This window comes from Limosilactobacillus urinaemulieris (genome assembly GCF_932750685.1).
GTDB lineage: Bacteria > Bacillota > Bacilli > Lactobacillales > Lactobacillaceae > Limosilactobacillus > Limosilactobacillus urinaemulieris.
On sequence record NZ_CAKOBX010000009.1, the window covers coordinates 53,142 to 71,599 of the forward strand.

Annotated in this window: 18 protein-coding genes; 17 read left to right on the forward strand and 1 reads right to left on the reverse strand. The window is 39.3% G+C overall.

Features of this window, described 5'->3' with window-relative positions; all coding sequences use genetic code 11:
• The first annotated feature begins 100 nt into the window (after positions 1 to 100).
• The 12 genes from MR181_RS07240 to holA all read left to right on the forward strand — a co-directional run bounded on the left by MR181_RS07240 (position 101) and on the right by holA (position 11,494).
• A complete protein-coding gene (locus MR181_RS07240) occupies positions 101 to 397 on the forward strand; it encodes a UPF0223 family protein (protein ID WP_242336538.1) in 297 nt (98 codons plus the stop codon).
• Positions 387 to 1,172, forward strand: coding sequence for an inositol monophosphatase family protein (locus tag MR181_RS07245; RefSeq protein ID WP_242336541.1), 786 nt, complete (start codon positions 387 to 389; stop codon positions 1,170 to 1,172). Before MR181_RS07240 ends, MR181_RS07245 begins: the two co-directional genes overlap by 11 nt.
• Before the next feature lie 107 nt (positions 1,173 to 1,279).
• Complete coding sequence (typA, locus tag MR181_RS07250) at positions 1,280 to 3,124, forward strand: translational GTPase TypA (protein WP_102169059.1); 1,845 nt, start codon at positions 1,280 to 1,282, stop codon at positions 3,122 to 3,124.
• Between the two features lie 117 nt (positions 3,125 to 3,241).
• Positions 3,242 to 4,450 carry an FtsW/RodA/SpoVE family cell cycle protein gene (locus tag MR181_RS07255; protein WP_369807495.1) on the forward strand — a complete coding sequence of 403 codons (1,209 nt, stop codon included), beginning with the start codon at positions 3,242 to 3,244 and terminating at the stop codon, positions 4,448 to 4,450.
• 5 nt (positions 4,451 to 4,455) lie between these two features.
• Positions 4,456 to 4,734: a DUF2129 domain-containing protein gene (locus MR181_RS07260; RefSeq protein ID WP_102169060.1), complete on the forward strand. Its 279-nt coding sequence runs from the start codon at positions 4,456 to 4,458 to the stop codon at positions 4,732 to 4,734.
• Between the two features lie 2 nt (positions 4,735 to 4,736).
• A complete protein-coding gene (gene rsmD / locus MR181_RS07265; RefSeq protein ID WP_242336547.1) occupies positions 4,737 to 5,294 on the forward strand; it encodes a 16S rRNA (guanine(966)-N(2))-methyltransferase RsmD in 558 nt (185 codons plus the stop codon).
• A gap of 5 nt (positions 5,295 to 5,299) precedes the next feature.
• On the forward strand, positions 5,300 to 5,821 hold the full coding sequence (gene coaD / locus MR181_RS07270) for a pantetheine-phosphate adenylyltransferase (protein WP_191911554.1): 522 nt from the start codon (positions 5,300 to 5,302) through the stop codon (positions 5,819 to 5,821).
• Positions 5,805 to 6,854 (forward strand): SepM family pheromone-processing serine protease, encoded by a 1,050-nt coding sequence (locus MR181_RS07275; RefSeq protein WP_242336550.1) that lies wholly within the window; start codon positions 5,805 to 5,807, stop codon positions 6,852 to 6,854. The genes coaD and MR181_RS07275 overlap by 17 nt, the downstream gene beginning before the upstream one ends.
• Before the next feature lie 169 nt (positions 6,855 to 7,023).
• Entirely contained in the window at positions 7,024 to 7,668 is a 645-nt protein-coding gene (locus MR181_RS07280) for a helix-hairpin-helix domain-containing protein (protein WP_242336553.1), read from the forward strand.
• A 63-nt stretch (positions 7,669 to 7,731) separates the two neighbouring features.
• Positions 7,732 to 8,217: a ComE operon protein 2 gene (locus MR181_RS07285; RefSeq protein WP_191911552.1), complete on the forward strand. Its 486-nt coding sequence runs from the start codon at positions 7,732 to 7,734 to the stop codon at positions 8,215 to 8,217.
• A 251-nt stretch (positions 8,218 to 8,468) separates the two neighbouring features.
• Positions 8,469 to 10,487, forward strand: a complete 2,019-nt coding sequence (locus tag MR181_RS07290) for a DNA internalization-related competence protein ComEC/Rec2 (RefSeq protein WP_242336556.1) — start codon at positions 8,469 to 8,471, stop codon at positions 10,485 to 10,487.
• Positions 10,457 to 11,494: a DNA polymerase III subunit delta gene (holA, locus tag MR181_RS07295; RefSeq protein WP_242336559.1), complete on the forward strand. Its 1,038-nt coding sequence runs from the start codon at positions 10,457 to 10,459 to the stop codon at positions 11,492 to 11,494. The genes MR181_RS07290 and holA overlap by 31 nt, the downstream gene beginning before the upstream one ends.
• A gap of 176 nt (positions 11,495 to 11,670) precedes the next feature.
• On the opposite strand, the gene rpsT is transcribed toward holA, so the two are convergent.
• Entirely contained in the window at positions 11,671 to 11,925 is a 255-nt protein-coding gene (rpsT, locus tag MR181_RS07300; protein WP_003716879.1) for a 30S ribosomal protein S20, read from the reverse strand.
• A gap of 244 nt (positions 11,926 to 12,169) precedes the next feature.
• Here rpsT and rpsO point away from each other — a divergent pair, with 244 nt between their 5' ends.
• The 5 genes from rpsO (at position 12,170) to tig (ending at position 18,261) form a co-directional block, all read left to right on the forward strand.
• On the forward strand, positions 12,170 to 12,439 hold the full coding sequence (rpsO, locus tag MR181_RS07305) for a 30S ribosomal protein S15 (protein ID WP_102169068.1): 270 nt from the start codon (positions 12,170 to 12,172) through the stop codon (positions 12,437 to 12,439).
• Positions 12,440 to 12,610: 171 nt separating this feature from the next.
• On the forward strand, positions 12,611 to 14,404 hold the full coding sequence (locus MR181_RS07310; protein WP_242336562.1) for a ribonuclease J: 1,794 nt from the start codon (positions 12,611 to 12,613) through the stop codon (positions 14,402 to 14,404).
• An 88-nt stretch (positions 14,405 to 14,492) separates the two neighbouring features.
• The gene (locus MR181_RS07315; protein ID WP_242336565.1) at positions 14,493 to 15,386 is read left to right on the forward strand and encodes a hypothetical protein; all 894 of its coding nucleotides are present in this window, start codon (positions 14,493 to 14,495) and stop codon (positions 15,384 to 15,386) included.
• A 186-nt stretch (positions 15,387 to 15,572) separates the two neighbouring features.
• On the forward strand, positions 15,573 to 16,763 hold the full coding sequence (gene tuf, locus MR181_RS07320; protein WP_102169071.1) for an elongation factor Tu: 1,191 nt from the start codon (positions 15,573 to 15,575) through the stop codon (positions 16,761 to 16,763).
• A gap of 181 nt (positions 16,764 to 16,944) precedes the next feature.
• On the forward strand, positions 16,945 to 18,261 hold the full coding sequence (gene tig, locus MR181_RS07325; protein ID WP_242336568.1) for a trigger factor: 1,317 nt from the start codon (positions 16,945 to 16,947) through the stop codon (positions 18,259 to 18,261).
• Positions 18,262 to 18,458 lie beyond the last annotated feature (197 nt).

Here is an 18,458-nt window from a genome sequence, read left to right on the forward strand (position 1 = left end):
AATCCTCAGAACACGCTATCATTTTGGTAGCGTGTTTTGTGGGTTTAAAGCTAAAATAAATGGTAGTAGTTAATAATGTAATGAAAGGGTGTGATGGTTAATGGCAATCAAGGAGAATAATTATTCCTATCCGATTGATCCTGATTGGACAATTGATGAAATGAAGGCAGTGATTGGGATGTTTCGGGTAGTGGAAGATGCGTATGAGATTGGTATTGACCGGCAGGCAATTATTGATCAATACAAGAAATTCAAGCAGGTGGCAAACTCAAAGGCTTATGAAAAGCAGTTAGGGAAGCGTTTTGAGGATGTTTCAGGCTATTCCTTATATCAAGTAATGCAAATGACAAAAGAAAAAGCAGCAGGGAAGATCCGGGTGAATCGGGATGATAAATAGTGAAATACTAGAAAGACTTGATCAGAAAGTTCAGGAACTTTTGTGGAGTGTTCGGGAGCAGACAATCGGACTAATGAACACACCGCTTAAGGTTGATACTAAGTCGTCAGCCAATGATTTAGTGACAAATGTTGATCGACAGAATGAACGATTGATTAGGAACCGTCTTTTAGAAATTGACCCATCAGCACGAATTGTTGGTGAAGAAGAGAGTTTTAACCAAAAGATCAATCCGGATTTAAATGGTAACGTCTGGATTATTGACCCGATTGATGGAACATTAAACTTTGTTAAGCAACGGGATCATTTTGCTATTATGGTAGCCTTGTATTGTGATGGGACGCCAACTTTAGGCTACATTATGGATGTGATGAATAAACGCTTATACCATGCTTGGCGAGGACATGGAGCATATGTCAACGAACAGCGGTTAAGTACGCCAGCTAATTCTTCTTTAGCAGATAGTTTAATTGCAATTAATGGCTGGCAATTAATTAAGAATAATTGTCATCAACAAGAAATTGCCCAGCAGGCTGCTGGACTGCGAATGTATGGAAGCGCGGGGATTGAAATAATCCACGTGCTAAATGGCCAGCTTGGCGGATATACATCGAGATTAAAGCCGTGGGATATTGCTGCCGGAAGAGTGATTGCAGAAGAACTAGGTTTGCTAGTGAAAACAATTGACGACCAGCCGCTTAATGTGCTATCATCAAACACTGTATTAGTAGCAACGAAAAAAGTTTGTCAGGACATCTGGCAGATTACTAAATAGTTGTCGAAGCTGTGACTAATTTGTCGCAGTTTTTTTATGAAATCACTCGCGGGACAGTGTATACTGAACTTGTTAGAGTAGAGTTAAGATGAAAGGAAGATTGAATCTTGAAATCTCGTGACGACATTCGGAACATTGCGATTATTGCCCACGTTGACCACGGTAAGACTACCTTAGTTAACGAAATGCTTAAACAATCAGATACCTTGCCAGAACACTTTTCCATTGAAGATCGGGCAATGGATACTAACGCTATTGAACGTGAACGTGGTATTACCATCCTATCGAAGAATACTGCTGTTAAATATGGTAAGTACCAAATTAACATCCTTGATACTCCAGGACACGCTGACTTCGGTGGTGAAGTTGAACGGGTTATGAAGATGGTTGACGGTGTTCTTTTGGTTGTTGATGCCTTTGAAGGAACTATGCCTCAAACACGGTTCGTTTTGAAGAAGGCTCTTGAACAACACCTTACACCAATCGTTGTTATCAACAAGGTTGACCGTAAGGGGGCCCGTCCTGAAGAAGTTGTTGATGAAGTCCTTGACCTCTTTATTGAATTAGGGGCTGATGAAGATCAACTTGACTTCCCTGTTGTTTACACTTCAGCAATGAATGGTACTTCAAGCTATGATTCTGATATTTCTACTCAAGAACATACTATGAAGCCATTGTTTGATACCATTATCAAGACTATTCCTGCACCAATTGATAACTCTGATGAACCTCTCCAATTCCAAGTTGCGATCTTGGATTACAATGACTTCGTTGGTCGAATTGGTATTGGTCGGGTCTTCCGTGGCAAGATCAAGGTCGGTGATAATGTTACCTTAATGAAGCTTGACGGCTCAAAGAAGAATTTCCGGGTTACTAAGCTATTCGGTTTCTTCGGATTGAAGCGGTTGGAAATTAAGGAAGCTGAAGCAGGTGACTTGATCGCTGTTTCAGGGATGGAAGACATTAATGTTGGTGAAACCGTAACGGATCCAGAACATCCAGAAGCAATTACACCATTACGGATTGATCCACCGACATTACGGATGACTTTCCGGACTAATGACTCACCATTTGCTGGTCGTGAAGGTAAGTTTGTTACTGCCCGTCAACTTGAAGACCGGTTGAAGCGTGAAATGCAGACTGATGTTTCATTAAAGGTTGAAGATACAGATGATCCAGGTGCCTGGACTGTTTCAGGTCGTGGGGAATTGCACCTTTCAATTTTAATTGAAACCTTGCGTCGTGAAGGGTATGAATTATCAGTATCACGTCCAGAAGTTATTTATCGTGAAATTGATGGTGTAATGTGCGAACCATTCGAAGAAGTTCAAATTGATACTCCAGACGAATACACCGGTTCAGTTATTGATAGCCTTTCTAAGCGGAAGGGTGAAATGAAGAATATGGAACCAGGTGAGAATGGTCAAACACGGTTGATCTTCTTAGCACCATCACGTGGATTGATTGGTTACTCCACCGAATTTATGACAATGACCCGTGGTTACGGAATTATGAGTCATACCTTTGAAAAGTATGCTCCAGTTATTAAAAACTGGAACCCTGGTCGGCAAAAGGGTACTCTTGTTTCCATGAATGCTGGTAAGGCAACTACCTATGCTATGATGGGAATTGAAAGTCGTGGTCAATTATTGATTGATCCAGGTACTGAAGTTTATGAAGGAATGATCGTTGGTGAAAATAGCCGTGAAAATGATATTACGGTTAACATCACTAAGGGTAAGAACTTGACTAACGTTCGTGCCGCTGGTTCCGATGAAATGGCCCATATCAAGACACCTACTCACTTCTCCCTTGAAGAATCACTTGAATTCTTGAATGAAGATGAATACTGTGAAGTTACTCCAGAAAACATTCGTCTGCGGAAGAAGATCTTGAATACTAATGCTCGTGAAAAGGAAGCTAAGCGTCGTCGTGCTGCTTCGCGGAAGTAATTAATAATATTATTTTAAGAATAGTGCTGCAGTTGGTAGTCTCTACATCATCTGCAGGACTATTTTTCTTTTTGGTGTATAATAAAAGAGGATTTTTTCAATTAGGTAGGTGCAATAGTGAAAGTTAAACATATTCATAAAATTCATATTTCTCAGATCAGAAAGAACTTTCATTACTGGGATTACTATTTAATGGTCCCCTACTTAGTTTTATGTATGATTGGAATTGTCATGGTGTATTCTGCTAGTTCAGCAATTGAAATGCAGAATGGAGGAAACCCAACTTCCTACCTGATTAAGCAAACGATCTATGTAATTATGGGGATCGGCTGCTTAATTTTTGGGGCTAACTATCCCCTAAGGCATTACCGAACGCCACGTTTTTTACGTGATTCAACACTTGTGATGGTTGGGATGCTCTTGTTTGTTCTTGTGCTGAGTCATGCGGTCAATGGGGCCAAGGGGTGGATTAACCTTGGTGTGATTAACATTCAACCAGTGGAAATTTGTAAGATTTATTTTATCTTATATCTTTCTGATCGGATGGCACGGGTTCGGGCTCGAAATGATCACTTTATTAGTTCTGGGGGTGGTCCCTGGCTGGTAGTTGCTCTTTGCTTGCTCTTAATTGTTCTCCAACCGGATATCGGGGGGATGGCAATTAATGTGATGATTGTTGCCGTTCTTTTTCTTGCCTGTGATTTTCGCTGGAGTTTTGGGATTAGCGTCTTGCTTATTATTCCTATTATGTGCTACCTATTAGTTGAAAAGGCGGTTGAAAGTGGCTTAATTCATGGTTATCGGATGGCACGATTTGTTGCTTTTCTGAATCCATTCGGTAATGCTTCTGGATCTGGAAGTCAGTTAGTTAATTCGTACTATGCGATCAGTAATGGTGGTGTTTTTGGTTCTGGTCTGGGAAATAGTGTTCAGAAGATGGGTTACCTTCCTGAACCAAACACCGACTTTATCATGTCAATCACAAGTGAAGAACTAGGACTAGTTGGTGTTAGTGTTATTCTAATACTATTGATGATCATCATTTGTCGGATGATTCAAATTGGCGTCCGTAGTAATTCAATGTATGAGATGTTACTGTGCTATGGTTCGGCGACGTTTATTTTAATTGAAGCATTCTTTAATATTGGGGGAGTTTTAGGTTTGTTGCCAATTACTGGGGTAACTTTTCCCTTTATTAGTTACGGTGGGTCGAGTATGCTGATCCTATCATTCACTGTTGGAATCATTATGAATATTAGTATCCAGCAAAATAAACAGCGGGCGTTACGAAGAAGCGTTCGTCAACAAAGAAGTGCTAGGGGGTAAAGACCATGTTCAACTTAACCAAACGACGAGCAATCATTGTCTACTACAATGGACGTCGGGTATTGCGAAGCTTACATCATTATGGTCAGTTGCGGTATGCATCAAAGCATTTCCATTATGCAATTCTATACGTTAATCAGGATCGTTACGATGAAGTTAAAGAGCGAGTTCAACATTTGCGTGCGGTTAAGCGAGTTATTAGTTCAGCTCGCCCAGATCTTGATCCGACCTTAACCGATCTGGAACAAACGGGTTTATACAAACAACATGATGAGGATGATTAAGAATGAGAATTGTTGCTGGTGAATTTGGTGGCCGTCGATTAAGTGCTGTTCCGGGAATGGCAACGCGACCAACAACTGATAAAGTAAAAGAAGCATTATTTAACATCATTGGTCCTTATTTTAGTGGCGGAATGAGCCTTGACTTATATGGCGGTAGTGGTGGTCTTAGTATTGAAGGGGTCTCAAGAGGAATTGAGCATGCGATTCTAGTTGATCGCGCTTATCCGGCAATTAAGACGATTAAGGATAATATTGGGGTAACAAAGCATCCCGAAAAATTTACTGTTTTGAAGATGGACTCGCGAAAAGCCCTGGTTATTCTTGCAAAACAGGAAAAGAAATTTGACTTGGTTTATCTTGATCCTCCATATGCTAAACAGCAAATTGTTAAGGATATGACAAAAATGGTTGAACTTAGTCTTCTGAATGATGATGCGTTAATAGTTGCCGAAACTAATCAGGAAGCTAATTTGCCTGAGAATATAGGTTCGTTTAATTTTATTAAACAGCAAAGTTACGGAATTACGGTTTTGAGTTTTTATCGATTTGAAAGAGGGTAAACAGAATGAAAGTTGCAGTATTTCCTGGAACATTTGATCCATTGACTTTAGGACATCTTGACTTAATTAAACGGGGAAGTGCGTTATTTGATCAGTTGGCGGTTGCCGTAATGACTAATCGAAGTAAAAAACCACTATTCACGGTTGAAGAACGAGTAGCACAGATTCGTGAAGCTGTTTCAGGATTGGATAATGTTTCAGTAATTACAACTGATGGTCTAACCGTTGATTTAATGAATAAGATCGGTGCTGATTATTTAATGCGTGGTTTGCGGAATACAACTGATTTTCAATATGAACGTGATATTGCCGCAATGAATAATTTCTTAGATGATCAGTGTGAGACGGTATTCTTCCTTGCAAAGCCAGAGTACCAACATTTGTCTAGCAGTATTCTAAAGGAAGTCACATCTTCTGGTGGCGATATCTCTGCTTACCTGCCAAAAAACATTAATGAAGCGCTGAAGCAACGGATTGAAGAGGAAAAGCTAAAACAGGTTAAGGAGCATAATGAAAAAACAAGATAAGTTAATTATGCGGCGAATATTACTGACGTTATTTGCCGTATTATTTATCGGCTGGTTCTTGTTTTGGCCGCTTAATAAGTATATTGAGAGTCCGGGAACTGCCGATAGTTTACGTTCTTACGTTAAAATTAAGGGTCATCCTGATAAGCAAAAGGGAAGCTTCATGATTACTTCTGTTTATCTTCAGCAGGCACGTCCCGCAACCTATCTGTGGGCCAAATTAACCCCTTATAATACGATTGAAAGTAAGCAAGCTGTTACTGGTGGTCAAAATAATGCGACCTTTGATAAGGTTCAAGACTTTTACATGCAAAGTGCAATTAATGAAGCGATTGCGAATGCATATAAAGCTGCCCATCAGGAAGTTAGCAAACGGTACCTTGGGATCTATGTTCTTGAAGTTGAAAAAAATTCCAAATTCAAAAAAGATATTAAAGTCGGCGATACGATAACTAAAGTTAATGGTCAGCACTTTGATACTGCACAAGGATTTCAGAAGTATATTGCTAAGCGAAAGGTCGGTTCACCATTAACGGTAACTTATCTTCACGATGGTCATCAGCAAACAGTCACTAAGCCGCTAGTAAAGATTGCTAGTTCTCGGGCGGGAATTGGGATTGTTTTGACTGATAATGTTAAGGTTCATACCAAAATTCCGGTTAAGGTTAATCCGGGGCAACTAGGAGGACCTTCTGGCGGATTAATGTTTAGTTTGCAGATCTATCAGCAGTTAACTGGCCAAGACTTACGCCACGGACGGAAGATTGCTGGAACGGGAACGATTAATCCTGATGGTTCAGTTGGTGAAATTGGTGGGATTGATAAAAAAGTGATTGCTGCCCATAAGGCTGGCGCAACAATTTTCTTTGCTCCCTATGTTAAACCATCTAAGCTCCTTCTTAAGTACGAGGAGCAGCACATGACGAATTACCAATTAGCCAAGAAAACTGCACAAAAGTCCGCTCCGGGGATGAAAGTAGTGCCGGTATCGTCATTTAATGATGCAATTAAATATTTAAGAACACACCCATAGCAGGTGTTAAGTTAGAGATCAGAGAACAGCAATTTTCTGGTCTCTTATTTTTTGGATTGAAGGTCAAGTGAGTTTCCTAGGAATGAGGATATAGGTTGTTCCTCCCTTTTTAAAATTTAAACGTGCGAAAACAAGATTTTGGCGTTCTATATTGGTAGGGGGATATTTTATGGAACATTTAGAGGAAATTTGGCTGAATTACCGTAATAAGATAATCATGGTTGTCGTTTTGTTAGTTGGGGTTATTATGGTTGGTGGCAAAGTATATCATTCACAGACTAATGCTAACAATGATCCCTTTATGGCAGCCGATAAGAAGGTACCGACCACCCAGAAACAATCACAGGTGAGAGGAGGGAAAGCAGTATGTGTCGACATTAAGGGAGCGGTCCTTCATCCAGGGGTCTATCGATTGCCGGGCGGTTCGCGGATAAATGAAGCTTTAGTTGCAGCGGGACATGAAACTCCCGATGCCGATATGAACCAAGTGAATCTGGCTAAGCAGCTAGTTGACGCTCAGGTTATCTATATTCCGAAAAAGGGTGAACGAGTTCCGGCATCATTATCGGGAGGGGGATTATCAACCTCGGCAACGAATGAGAACGCTCCTAATGGTGGTCAGGAAATTGTTAATCTTAATACTGCTACTAAAGAGCAATTATGTAAGATTACGGGAATCGGGGATAAAAAAGCGGATTTAATCCTCAAATATCGTCAGGAACATGGAAGTTTTAATTCGGTCGATGATCTAAAAAATATTAATGGTTTTGGTGAAAAAACCGTTGCTAAGTTGAAACCGATGTTAGCGGTCTAATTTTTAGTTTGATTTTAATTTTGTTATACTAGTCATCAAAAGTATTCGGAAAGTGTGGAAAAGATGAAAAAGAGGATTGATTGGGATCAATATTTCATGATCCAAGCAGCACTATTAGCATCAAGAAGTACTTGCAATCGGTTATCCGTTGGTGCCGTCTTAGTACGAGATAAGCGGATTATTGCCGGTGGTTACAATGGTTCTGTTTCGGGGGATGCCCACTGCATTGACGAGGGTTGTTATCTTCGTGATGGTCATTGTGTACGAACTATTCATGCCGAGATGAACGCAATTTTGCAATGTGCCAAGTTCGGAATTTCTACTGATGGTGCTAGCTTGTACGTAACCGATTTTCCTTGCTTACAGTGTACAAAGAGCCTTTTGCAGGCTGGGATCAAGGAAATTAACTATATTCGGAATTATCATAATGATGAATATGCTATGAAACTAATTAACTTAAAGAATATCCGCCTTAATCAAATTAAATTAGACGACAATATCCTTGAACAGGTAGCTTTGGATCAATATATTCATCCAGAGCAAAAATAACGATTTATAATCGGATTATTTTTCCGGCGATTGTTGCCGGATTAGTAACGGCAATTATCCTCAATCATTATTATTGGCTACTGATTCTGCTTGTACTGATTTTTTATCGAATCATTAGCTTAAAAGAACAACTAATTTTAATTATAACGTGCTGTATTGCAATTCTTGTATCAGTTGGGTGCTTTAATGAACTGCAGAGAATTCGGTTAACTACGGTCAAGCAACAGTGCAAAATCACTAATCGGACATTCTTGGTTTTACCAGATCAAGTAACGAGTACTGATTATTTTATTAGTGCTCGAGCAACAGATATTCAAACAGGTGAAAGGATAATTCTAGTTTACTTTGCAAAGAATTATCAGGAAGTCCAAAAGATTAGCAAGACAAGGGAACTAATGCGATGGACAATTTCCGGGAATGAGCACCCTCCTGAGCCGGCCACTAATTTTAATCAATTTGATTCACAACGGTATTATTGGCAGTTCCACATTTATAATCAGGTCAATTGCAAACAACTGCGAATTGAGAATGATTATCAGCCAGGGTTAACCCAACGGTGCCATATTTTACGTGCGAAGTTGTCTACCTACTTTAGTCATTTTCCTCATCCGCTTGCCAGCTATTGTCAACAACTAATTTTGGGGATGAAGAATGATCAGAGTGCAGAGCTGATGGAGAATGTTAAGCGACTAGGGTTATTGCATTTGTTTTGTATTTCTGGGATGCACGTTGTTTTAATAACTGATTGTTTAAGAAAAGGATTAGTTAGAATACATTTTAATCGTGAAGATATTGAATGGCTTTTAATTATTAGCCTGCCAATTTATTTAATTATTGGTGGTGGCTCGATTAGCCTGATTCGGGCTGTAATCATGGCGGAGATGAACTTGATTCAACGAGTGACCGGATTAAGTCCGCTTGATGGGTGGGCAATGAGCCTGCTTGGCGGTTTATTGTTTGATCCTTGGCTTCTCCTAACTCTTGGTGGTCAGTTAAGTTACTTATTATCGTTTACATTACAGGTAATTCCTAATACTATTCGCTCTTATCGACAGTCATTGTTTTTAAACCTGATTAGTTTGCCGTCGATATTGGCATTTACTTATGAAATTCACCTTTTAACATTTATTTGTAGTTTCCTTATTATTCCGTTCTTTTCAGAAATTATTTTTCCAGCTGTAATTATTAGTACATTATTATTTAAGTGGTTGCCACTTTTCCCAGTGATTGTTAATTACTTGCTAAAGGAGTTTGAATGGCTTCTAGGAGAGCTAAGTAGTTGGCCAGGATTGATTAGGTTTGGCAAACCATCAGTTATCATTATTTGGATACTGTTTATTGTAACTTTACTAATGATGGATCATTATCGGCTGAGACCATTGCTTTTTCTTGCTGGTTTGTATGCTATTGCTTTTATTACTATTCATGTACCGCTTTATGGTGAGGTTACCTTTGTTGATATTGGTCAGGGTGATAGCATAATAATTCGCTATCCACTTAGCAATCGAATAGAACTTATTGATACAGGGGGAAAATTATTATTTGGAAAATGTCTTGTGCAAGCAAAAAGGGATTATGCTACGAGAACCAGCATTAATTATTTAAAGAGCTGCGGAGTTAGTAAGATTGATACAATTTATCTTAGTCACCATGATTTAGATCATATTGGTTACTTAACATCGATCTTACAAAACTTCAGAGTGAAGCAAATCGTGGTGCCAAAGGGAATGGAAAAGCAGCATTCCTTGATAAGATTAATTCCTGTCAATTGTCAACAAGTTCCTCAAATTCTTCCGGTAGTAGCTGGTAATAAATTACCATACTCAAAGCTTCGTGTTTTGCACCCTTTTGATGAAGGCGAGGGGAAAAATGAAGATTCAATGGTTTTGAGCGGAATCTTTGGTCAACTTAAATTTATGTTTATGGGAGATCTGGATCGTCAGGGAGAAAGAAATGTTATTCACCGTAATCCTGATTTGCGGGTAGATGTCCTAAAATTAGGTCATCATGGTAGTAAGACATCAAGTGATCCGCAATTCATAAGGCAACTTCTGCCGCAAATAGGTATTATTTCTGCTGGACGACAAAATCGGTATGGTCATCCTAATCAAGAGACACTAATTACGTTAAGAAAAAATAATGTTAAATCAGTATCAACTCAGAAATATGGAATGGTTCGATACCGTTACTATGGAAACAACTATCATTGGCAAACAAAACTAAAAGGAGATGAATACGGGTGGATGTTACCACGCTTAAACAACAAATAACGAGTAAAACTCCTGCAATGATCTATCTTGCCCTTGGAACACAGCAGGTATTGATACAACGAGTACGGGAGATGTTTATTAATCTAATTCCTGAAGAAGAGCGGGTAATGAACGTTGGAAGTTATGATATGGAAACAACGCCATTAGCAGTTGCTCTTGATGATGCAATGGCAGCCCCGTTTTTCGGTGAACGACGGCTAGTTTTGATCAATAAACCATATTTCTTTACTGGAGAAAAAGGACCAACAAAAATTGAACATGATCTTGACTCGCTGAGTAATTATTTACAACATCCGGAGCCGTCAACTATTTTAGTTTTCTTAGCACCGTATGAAAAACTAGATGGTCGCAAAAAGATTGTTAAAGAACTAAAAAAGGTTGCGGTAACGATTGATACCGCTCCCTTAGATGAGACACATGCCCGACAACAGATTCGTGCTGAGCTTACCAACGATCAGTATGCGATTGACGAAGCGGCCATTGACGAGCTAGTTCAACGGACAAATGCTGATTATGAGCTGATGAATGCTAACTTAAGCAAGCTAAAACTATTGACGTACCAGGATCGACATATTACCCAACAAGCCGTCAAAGAATTAGTCCCCCAATCGCTCGATGAAAATGTCTTCGATTTGGTTAATGCTGTTCTTAAACATGACCAAACGAGATCTATTGACCTGTATGATCAATTAATTGCGGGACAACAACCGCCATTAAGAATCAATGCAGTATTAATTAGTCAATTTCGCTTATTATTGCAAATAAAAATTTTGAGTTCACGAGGACTTAGTCAAGGGAGCTTGGCGCAAAAATTAAAAGTTCACCCATATCGGGTTAAGTTAGGGCTTCGAACCGTTCGGCAATTTAGTTTACTTGCATTAGAGAGTGCATACTTAGGATTAGTTAACATTGAAAAAGCATTGAAAACAACACAACGCGATCCGAGACTACTCTTTCAATTGTTTATGCTTCAGTATGGACAGCAGCAAGGCGTAGGGATGGGGTGACATGCAGCAGCTAGCCTTGAGAAAGTACAAATGGGCTTTAGAGTCGGTTTTTACCGAGCACTGAAGCCCATTTATGCGTTGTACCATTCGTCTTTTCATCGAAATAGTAGTACTTATGACATAGTTTTTTATTTAAAAAAATAAAAAAGTGAAACCGAAAAGTTTCACTTTTTTAATTACTTAGCGTAACGTGCTGAAAGACGTGACTTGTCACGAGCAGCCTTGTTAGCCTTGATAAGACCCTTTGAGTGGGCACGGTCAATTGCTGAGATTGCAGCCTTGTAAAGATCATCAAGGTTATCTGCGCCAGCAAGCTTTGCCTTGTCAAACTTCTTGATAGCAGTACGCATTTTGCTTAATTGGGATGCGTTACGTGCTTCAGCTTTTTCGCTAGTACGAACACGTTCAATTGCTGATTTAATAATTGGCATGAGTTTCACCTCCGTTACCCAATATTCAGTTGACCAGAATTTTCAACATCTGTCATTATACAAAAGACTAGTTCTCAATGCAATAGTAAAGAGGAATTTTGAAACGATTGGCTTGCATCTTGAAAGAAAATTGGTTATATTATTAAAGGTTTGTTTGAACCATGCCTCTTCTCAGTTTTGCGATCCTCACCGACGCAATACTTAGAACTTGGCGCATTTAATAATTGAAAGGTGGGAAAATAGCATGGCTATTTCTAAAGAACGTAAGGATCAAATTATCAAGGAATTCGCAACTCACGAAGGTGACACTGGTTCTACCCAAGTACAAGTTGCTGTTTTAACTGCAGATATTAACGAATTGAATGACCACTTGCGTACACACAAGCATGATTACCACTCACAACGTGGTTTGATGAAGAAGATCGGTCACCGTCGTAACCTTTTGGCTTACTTGCGTCGGACTGATTTAAATGCTTACCGTGAACTTATCCAAAAGTTGGGTCTTCGTCGGTAATTCATCACTTTGGAAAGCTGGGACTAAAAAGTTCTGGCTTTTTTTATTTTTAAATTTTAGCCCTAGGGTACTCCTATTCCAATTCTTAACTATTCTGTGGTAAGATATTACATAGTGATTTTGTACGATAAAATGCCTAAAAAGGTAAAACTAAACAAAGGAGCTCGCTAAATGAGTAGTATAAAAATAATTCCATTTGGTGGAGTACGCGAAAATGGAAAGAATATGTACGCTGTCGAGATTGAAAACCAAATTTTCATTCTTGATGCAGGTTTAAAGTACCCTGAAAATGAATTAATGGGAATTGATGTTGTTATTCCTGATTGGGAATACCTTAAGAAACGAAAAGACGATATAGTCGGTGTCTTTCTTACCCATGGACACGCTGATGCAATTGGTGCATTGCCATATTTCTTAATGGATTTTGATGTTCCTGTTTTTGGTAGTGAAATGACAATTGCCTTAGCTAAATTAGCGGTTAAGGGTCATAAAGAAGTTAAAAAGTTTAATGACTTTCACGTTGTTGATGAGTCAACGGCCATTGATTTTAACGATGTTACTGTTTCCTTCTTTGCAACAACCCATACAATTCCAGAAACATTGGGAATTGTCTTAGAAACGCCTGAGGGAAACATTGTTTATACTGGCGATTTTAAGTTTGATCAAACTGCAAACACTGGGTATCAGACAGATCTTGCCCGGTTAGCTGAAATTGGCTCTCAAGGAGTTTTAGCGTTGTTGAGTGATTCTGCAGGAGCAGGAATTACTGGTGCCTCAGCACGGGAAAAGGATATTGGTGAATATATCCTTGAAACGTTTAAGTACCAAAAAGGGCGAATCGTTGTTGCAAGTGTTGCTTCTAACATTATGCGGGTCCAGCAAATTATTGACGCGGCTGTTAAGGTTGATCGCAAATTAGTCCTCTCAGGTGAAGATATTGAGCAGATTATTGATACTGCAATGCAATTAGGCAAATTAAAGCTTCCTAAGGATCTGCTTATTAGTATGGAAGAGGCTAATAACCTTGAACCAGACCAGGTTGTAATCTTGGAAACCGGAAAGATGGGAGAACCAATTAAGTCGCTCCAACAAATTGCTAATGGCGATAATCCTAAGCTTCATTTATCTGATAGCGATTTGGTCTTTGTTACAACGACGCCTTCATATGCCCAAGAAACCGAAGTACAAAAGACTAAGGATATGATTTACCGGACCGGGGCCGAGGTTAAGTTTATTTCAGATGATCTTAATCCATCTGGACACGCAAACCAGAATGACGAACAGTTGATGCTTAACTTTATGAAGCCAAAGTTCTTTATCCCGATTCAGGGTGAATATCGGTTACTAGATCGTCATGCAGAATTAGCTGAAGAAGTCGGTATTCCTGCTGAAAACATCTTCATTGTAAATAAAGGGGATGTCCTAACTTATAAGAATGGCAAATTCCATGTTGGTGAACACATTGATGTTGCCAATACCATGATTGACGGGACAGGAATTGGTGATATTGGTAATATTGTTTTACGTGACCGTCGAGTATTGTCTGAGGATGGAATCTTTGTTGTTGTTGCGACAATTGACCGGAAGAATAAGAAAATTGTTGCTCGTCCGCAAATCACATCTCGTGGTTTTGTCTTTGTAAAAACTAATCGGCAATTAATGAAGCAAAGTGCAGACTTAGTTGAGAAGGTTGTTCAAGAGAACTTAGACCAAAAAGAATTTGATTGGGGACACTTAAAACAAGATGTTCGGGAAAAATTAAACCGGTTCTTGTTTGACCAAACTAAACGACACCCGGTAATCCTTCCGGTAATTATGGAAGTTAACCAAAATTCACGGAAAAAGGTTAGTTCTCAGAAAAATGAAGAGAACGAGCCTAACAAACAGGATAATAAGAAAAAGGCAAAGCGATATTCAGGTCGTGGCCGTGGTCGGAAACACCATGCTAAGAAGAATAACGCATAAATAATACTGGAGGAAATCAGGGAGTTGGGTATTTAGAACTAAACTTCCTGGTTTCTTAATTTTAAAAAAGTTGAAGGTGAAGTAAAAAATGAATCCTGAACAAACAGAACAATTTGAAAGGGCCAAGAAACTTTTTACGGAAAATAAATGGCGTGATGCAGCGACAATTCTGTTTGATTTACAAAATGAGGTGGATGACGAACAACTCACCAAGTGGACAACGAAGGCACTATATAATTCAAAGCAGTATAAACTTGCTTATCAAGTTGCTACTCAGAATCCTCAAGTATTTTCAAATGATGTAAAGTTCCTTGTTCAGGTTGGGTTAAAGGCTCAGCATTTTATTTCTACACGAGCAATGATTTTACGTCAGCCGGAAGAAATAATTACTAACCTGCTTCCTCTTGTTCAACAGGCAGAATCAAACTATCGTCAGGAGTTTAAGACGACAATTCAAAACCAGCTCCGGACTTTCTACCACCTTGGTGATTACCCGCTACAAGAACAGCGTAAGCGCCTATTAGCTGCTGATCAGCTCCCGTTAGCTGATTTTATGGTTGGCGCAAAGTTTCTACTTCGCGATCCATTTACCCAACAATTTGTTAAAGCTGATATTTTAAATATATTGCAACAACTTAAGTGCCAAGAGAAAATTATAATGCTGTGTATCGATCAGGAAGAGCATTTAATTATTCCAAATAATTTACCGACCGCTTATCAAAATCCGGCAGTAGTTAAGTGTCAACAAATATTAAGCAAGCGACTGGGACAAACTGATCCGCAAATCCTGAGAGCGTTACAAATTCAGCTAGATCTTCAAGTAATTTTGCTGAACCCGTTAATTGATGAGGCAATCGCAGATCCAGAACAGTGGGTTGATGTAATGTATAAACGAGCGACTACAGGTGAATATAGTGGTGAAAACGAACAGATTATCTATTGGCAGAAAAGGCTAAATCAATTCATTGATAAATTACAATAAAAACATGAATTAAATTATTTACAAATTGGCAGATAGTTGATATTATGTTATAGAATTCTTCTTGAGAGCCATTTGATTAATCTTTTCATTGGCGAAAAGAAGTAGTACAATATCCATAAGGGTGTGTCAGTTGTTTTTCTGAAATGACTGGCATTATACTTGTAAATTCACAGGAGGTTTTCATTAATGGCTGAAAAAGAACATTATGAACGTACAAAGCCCCATGTAAACATTGGTACTATTGGCCACGTTGACCATGGGAAGACTACTTTAACTGCTGCTATCACTAAGGTATTATCAGAAAAGGGCTTGGCTAAGGCTGAAGACTACGCTGATATCGATGCAGCTCCAGAAGAAAAGGAACGTGGTATCACTATTAACACTGCCCACGTTGAATACGAAACTGAAAAGCGTCACTATGCTCACATCGACGCTCCAGGTCACGCGGACTACGTTAAGAACATGATCACTGGTGCCGCACAAATGGATGGTGCTATCCTTGTTGTTGCCGCAACTGATGGTCCTATGCCACAAACTCGTGAACACATTCTTCTTGCCCGTCAGGTTGGTGTTCAATACATCGTTGTATTCTTGAACAAGACTGACTTGGTTGACGATGATGAATTGGTTGACTTGGTTGAAATGGAAGTTCGTGACTTACTTAGCGAATACGATTTCCCTGGTGACGATGTTCCAGTTATTCGTGGTTCTGCTCTTAAGGCACTTGAAGGTGACCCAGAACAAGAAAAGGTTATCCTTCACTTGATGGATGTTATCGATGACTACATCCCAACTCCAAAGCGTCCTACTGACAAGCCATTCATGATGCCTGTCGAAGACGTCTTCACTATTACTGGTCGTGGTACTGTTGCTTCTGGTCGTATCGACCGTGGTACTGTTAAGATCGGTGACGAAGTTGAAATCGTTGGTTTGACTGATGATGTTCTTAAGTCAACTGTTACTGGTTTGGAAATGTTCCACAAGACTCTTGATCTTGGTGAAGCTGGGGACAACGTTGGTGTATTGCTTCGTGGTATTTCACACGATCAAATCGAACGTGGTCAAGTTCTTGCTGAACCAGGTTCCATCCAAACTCACAAGAAGTTCAAGGGTGAAGTTTATGTTATGACTAAGGAAGAAGGGGGTCGTCACACTCCATTCTTCTCAAACTACCGTCCACAATTCTACTTCCACACAACTGATGTTACTGGTACTATTGAATTGCCAGATGGTGTAGAAATGGTTATGCCTGGTGATAACGTAACATTCACTGTTGAATTACAAAAGCCAGTTGCCCTTGAAAAGGGTCTTAAGTTCACTATTCGTGAAGGTGGACACACTGTTGGTGCCGGTGTTGTATCCGACATCTTAGACTAATTTAATTATTAGTTTTAGTGAGAAAAGGTTCGGTTTCCGGGCCTTTTTTGTTTTTAAATTTTTATCTGATCGAATTTCTTGATTAGTTGCAATTACTACTTACGTACGGTAAACTAGTAGAGTATGTAAAGACCAGCCTGATTAGTGTTTGGTCAATCTGATGTATATTGGAGGAAATAAAATGTCAGCAAAATGGGAACGCGATAGCGACGCCAGCAAAGGTACTTTGACATTTGAAATCGATGTCGACACTATTAAGAAGGGACTTGACGAAGCCTTCGTAGAAACCAAGAAGAAGATTACTGTTCCAGGTTTCCGTAAGGGTCGGGTACCACGTCAAATTTTTGACCAAATGTACGGTGAAGAATCACTTTACCAAGATGCCTTAAACAAGGTATTACCACAAGCTTACAGTGATGCTGTTAAGGAAGCTGGTATTGAACCTGTTGCTCAACCACAAATTAATATTAAGAGCATGGACAAGGATCAACCTTGGGTATTAACTGCTACTGTTGACGTTAAGCCAGAAGTAAAGCTTGGCGACTACAAGGGAATGGAAGTTCCAAAGCAAGACACTACAGTTAGTGATGCTGACGTTGATGCTGAACTTGAAAAGAAGCGTCAACAACAAGCAGAACTTGTATTGAAGGAAGACAAGCCAGCCGAAAAGGGCGACACTGTTGTTATCGACTATGAAGGTAGCATTGATGGCAAGAAGTTTGATGGTGGCTCCGCTGACAACTACTCCCTTGAATTAGGTTCAGGATCATTTATCCCTGGCTTTGAAGATCAATTGATTGGTCACAACACCGACGATGATGTTGATGTTAAGGTTACATTCCCTGAAGATTACCATGCTAAAGACTTAGCTGGTAAGGAAGCTATCTTCAAGGTAAAGGTTCACGAAATCAAGGAAAAGCAACTTCCAGGACTTGATGATGACTTTGCTAAGGATGTTGACGAAGACGTTGATACTCTTGCCGAATTAAAGGACAAGACTAAGAAGGAATTACAAGAAAACAAGGACAACCAAGCTAAGGCTGCTATTGAAGATGCAGCAATTAACGCTGCGGTTGAAAACGCCGAAATTCAAGATATTCCACAATCAATGTTGGATGAAGATACTAACCGTCAAATGCAACAATACTTAGCTGGAATGCAACAACAAGGTATTAGCCCACAAATGTACTTCCAAATCACTGGTACTAAGGAAGATGATTTGAAGAAGCAATTTGCTGCTGATGCTGAACAACGGGTTAAGACTAACTTAGTTCTTGAAGCAATCGTTGATGATGCAGACTTAGCTGCAACTGAAGATGAAATCAAGGCTGAAATTAGTGACCTTGCTAAGCAATATGGTATGAAGGAAGACCAAGTTAAGAATGCTTTGTCTGAAGACATGCTTACACATGACATTAAGATTCGGAAGGCTGTTGACTTAGTTGCTGACTCAGCTAAGCAAGTTGAAAAAGCCGATGATAAGAAGGAAGATAAGTAATCGATCCTACTATCAGTTAAATAATATTTAAGCGCGAAAAGCATGGGAAAGTTATTTGTCCCATGCTTTCGTAGTTGTAAATAGGCTTCAAGAGTTCGTTTTTTCTAGGCAATCTCTTGAAGCCATTTGTATTACTGTGATATTCGTGTTAATTTAATTTTGATTATTTTTGTAAACTAATCATTCGAATTAATCAG

Bases quoted from the DNA above. Each gene is read 5' to 3' on its own strand.
- MR181_RS07240 (WP_242336538.1), top strand. From the start codon at position 101: ATGGCAATCAAGGAGAATAATTATTCCTATCCGATTGATCCTGATTGG.
- MR181_RS07245 (WP_242336541.1), top strand. From the start codon at position 387: ATGATAAATAGTGAAATACTAGAAAGACTTGATCAGAAAGTTCAGGAA.
- MR181_RS07260 (WP_102169060.1), top strand. From the start codon at position 4,456: ATGTTCAACTTAACCAAACGACGAGCAATCATTGTCTACTACAATGGA.
- rsmD (WP_242336547.1), top strand. From the start codon at position 4,737: ATGAGAATTGTTGCTGGTGAATTTGGTGGCCGTCGATTAAGTGCTGTT.
- coaD (WP_191911554.1), top strand. From the start codon at position 5,300: ATGAAAGTTGCAGTATTTCCTGGAACATTTGATCCATTGACTTTAGGA.
- MR181_RS07275 (WP_242336550.1), top strand. From the start codon at position 5,805: ATGAAAAAACAAGATAAGTTAATTATGCGGCGAATATTACTGACGTTA.
- MR181_RS07280 (WP_242336553.1), top strand. From the start codon at position 7,024: ATGGAACATTTAGAGGAAATTTGGCTGAATTACCGTAATAAGATAATC.
- MR181_RS07285 (WP_191911552.1), top strand. From the start codon at position 7,732: ATGAAAAAGAGGATTGATTGGGATCAATATTTCATGATCCAAGCAGCA.
- rpsT (WP_003716879.1), bottom strand. From the start codon at position 11,925: ATGCCAATTATTAAATCAGCAATTGAACGTGTTCGTACTAGCGAAAAA.
- rpsO (WP_102169068.1), top strand. From the start codon at position 12,170: ATGGCTATTTCTAAAGAACGTAAGGATCAAATTATCAAGGAATTCGCA.
- MR181_RS07310 (WP_242336562.1), top strand. From the start codon at position 12,611: ATGAGTAGTATAAAAATAATTCCATTTGGTGGAGTACGCGAAAATGGA.
- MR181_RS07315 (WP_242336565.1), top strand. From the start codon at position 14,493: ATGAATCCTGAACAAACAGAACAATTTGAAAGGGCCAAGAAACTTTTT.
- tuf (WP_102169071.1), top strand. From the start codon at position 15,573: ATGGCTGAAAAAGAACATTATGAACGTACAAAGCCCCATGTAAACATT.
- tig (WP_242336568.1), top strand. From the start codon at position 16,945: ATGTCAGCAAAATGGGAACGCGATAGCGACGCCAGCAAAGGTACTTTG.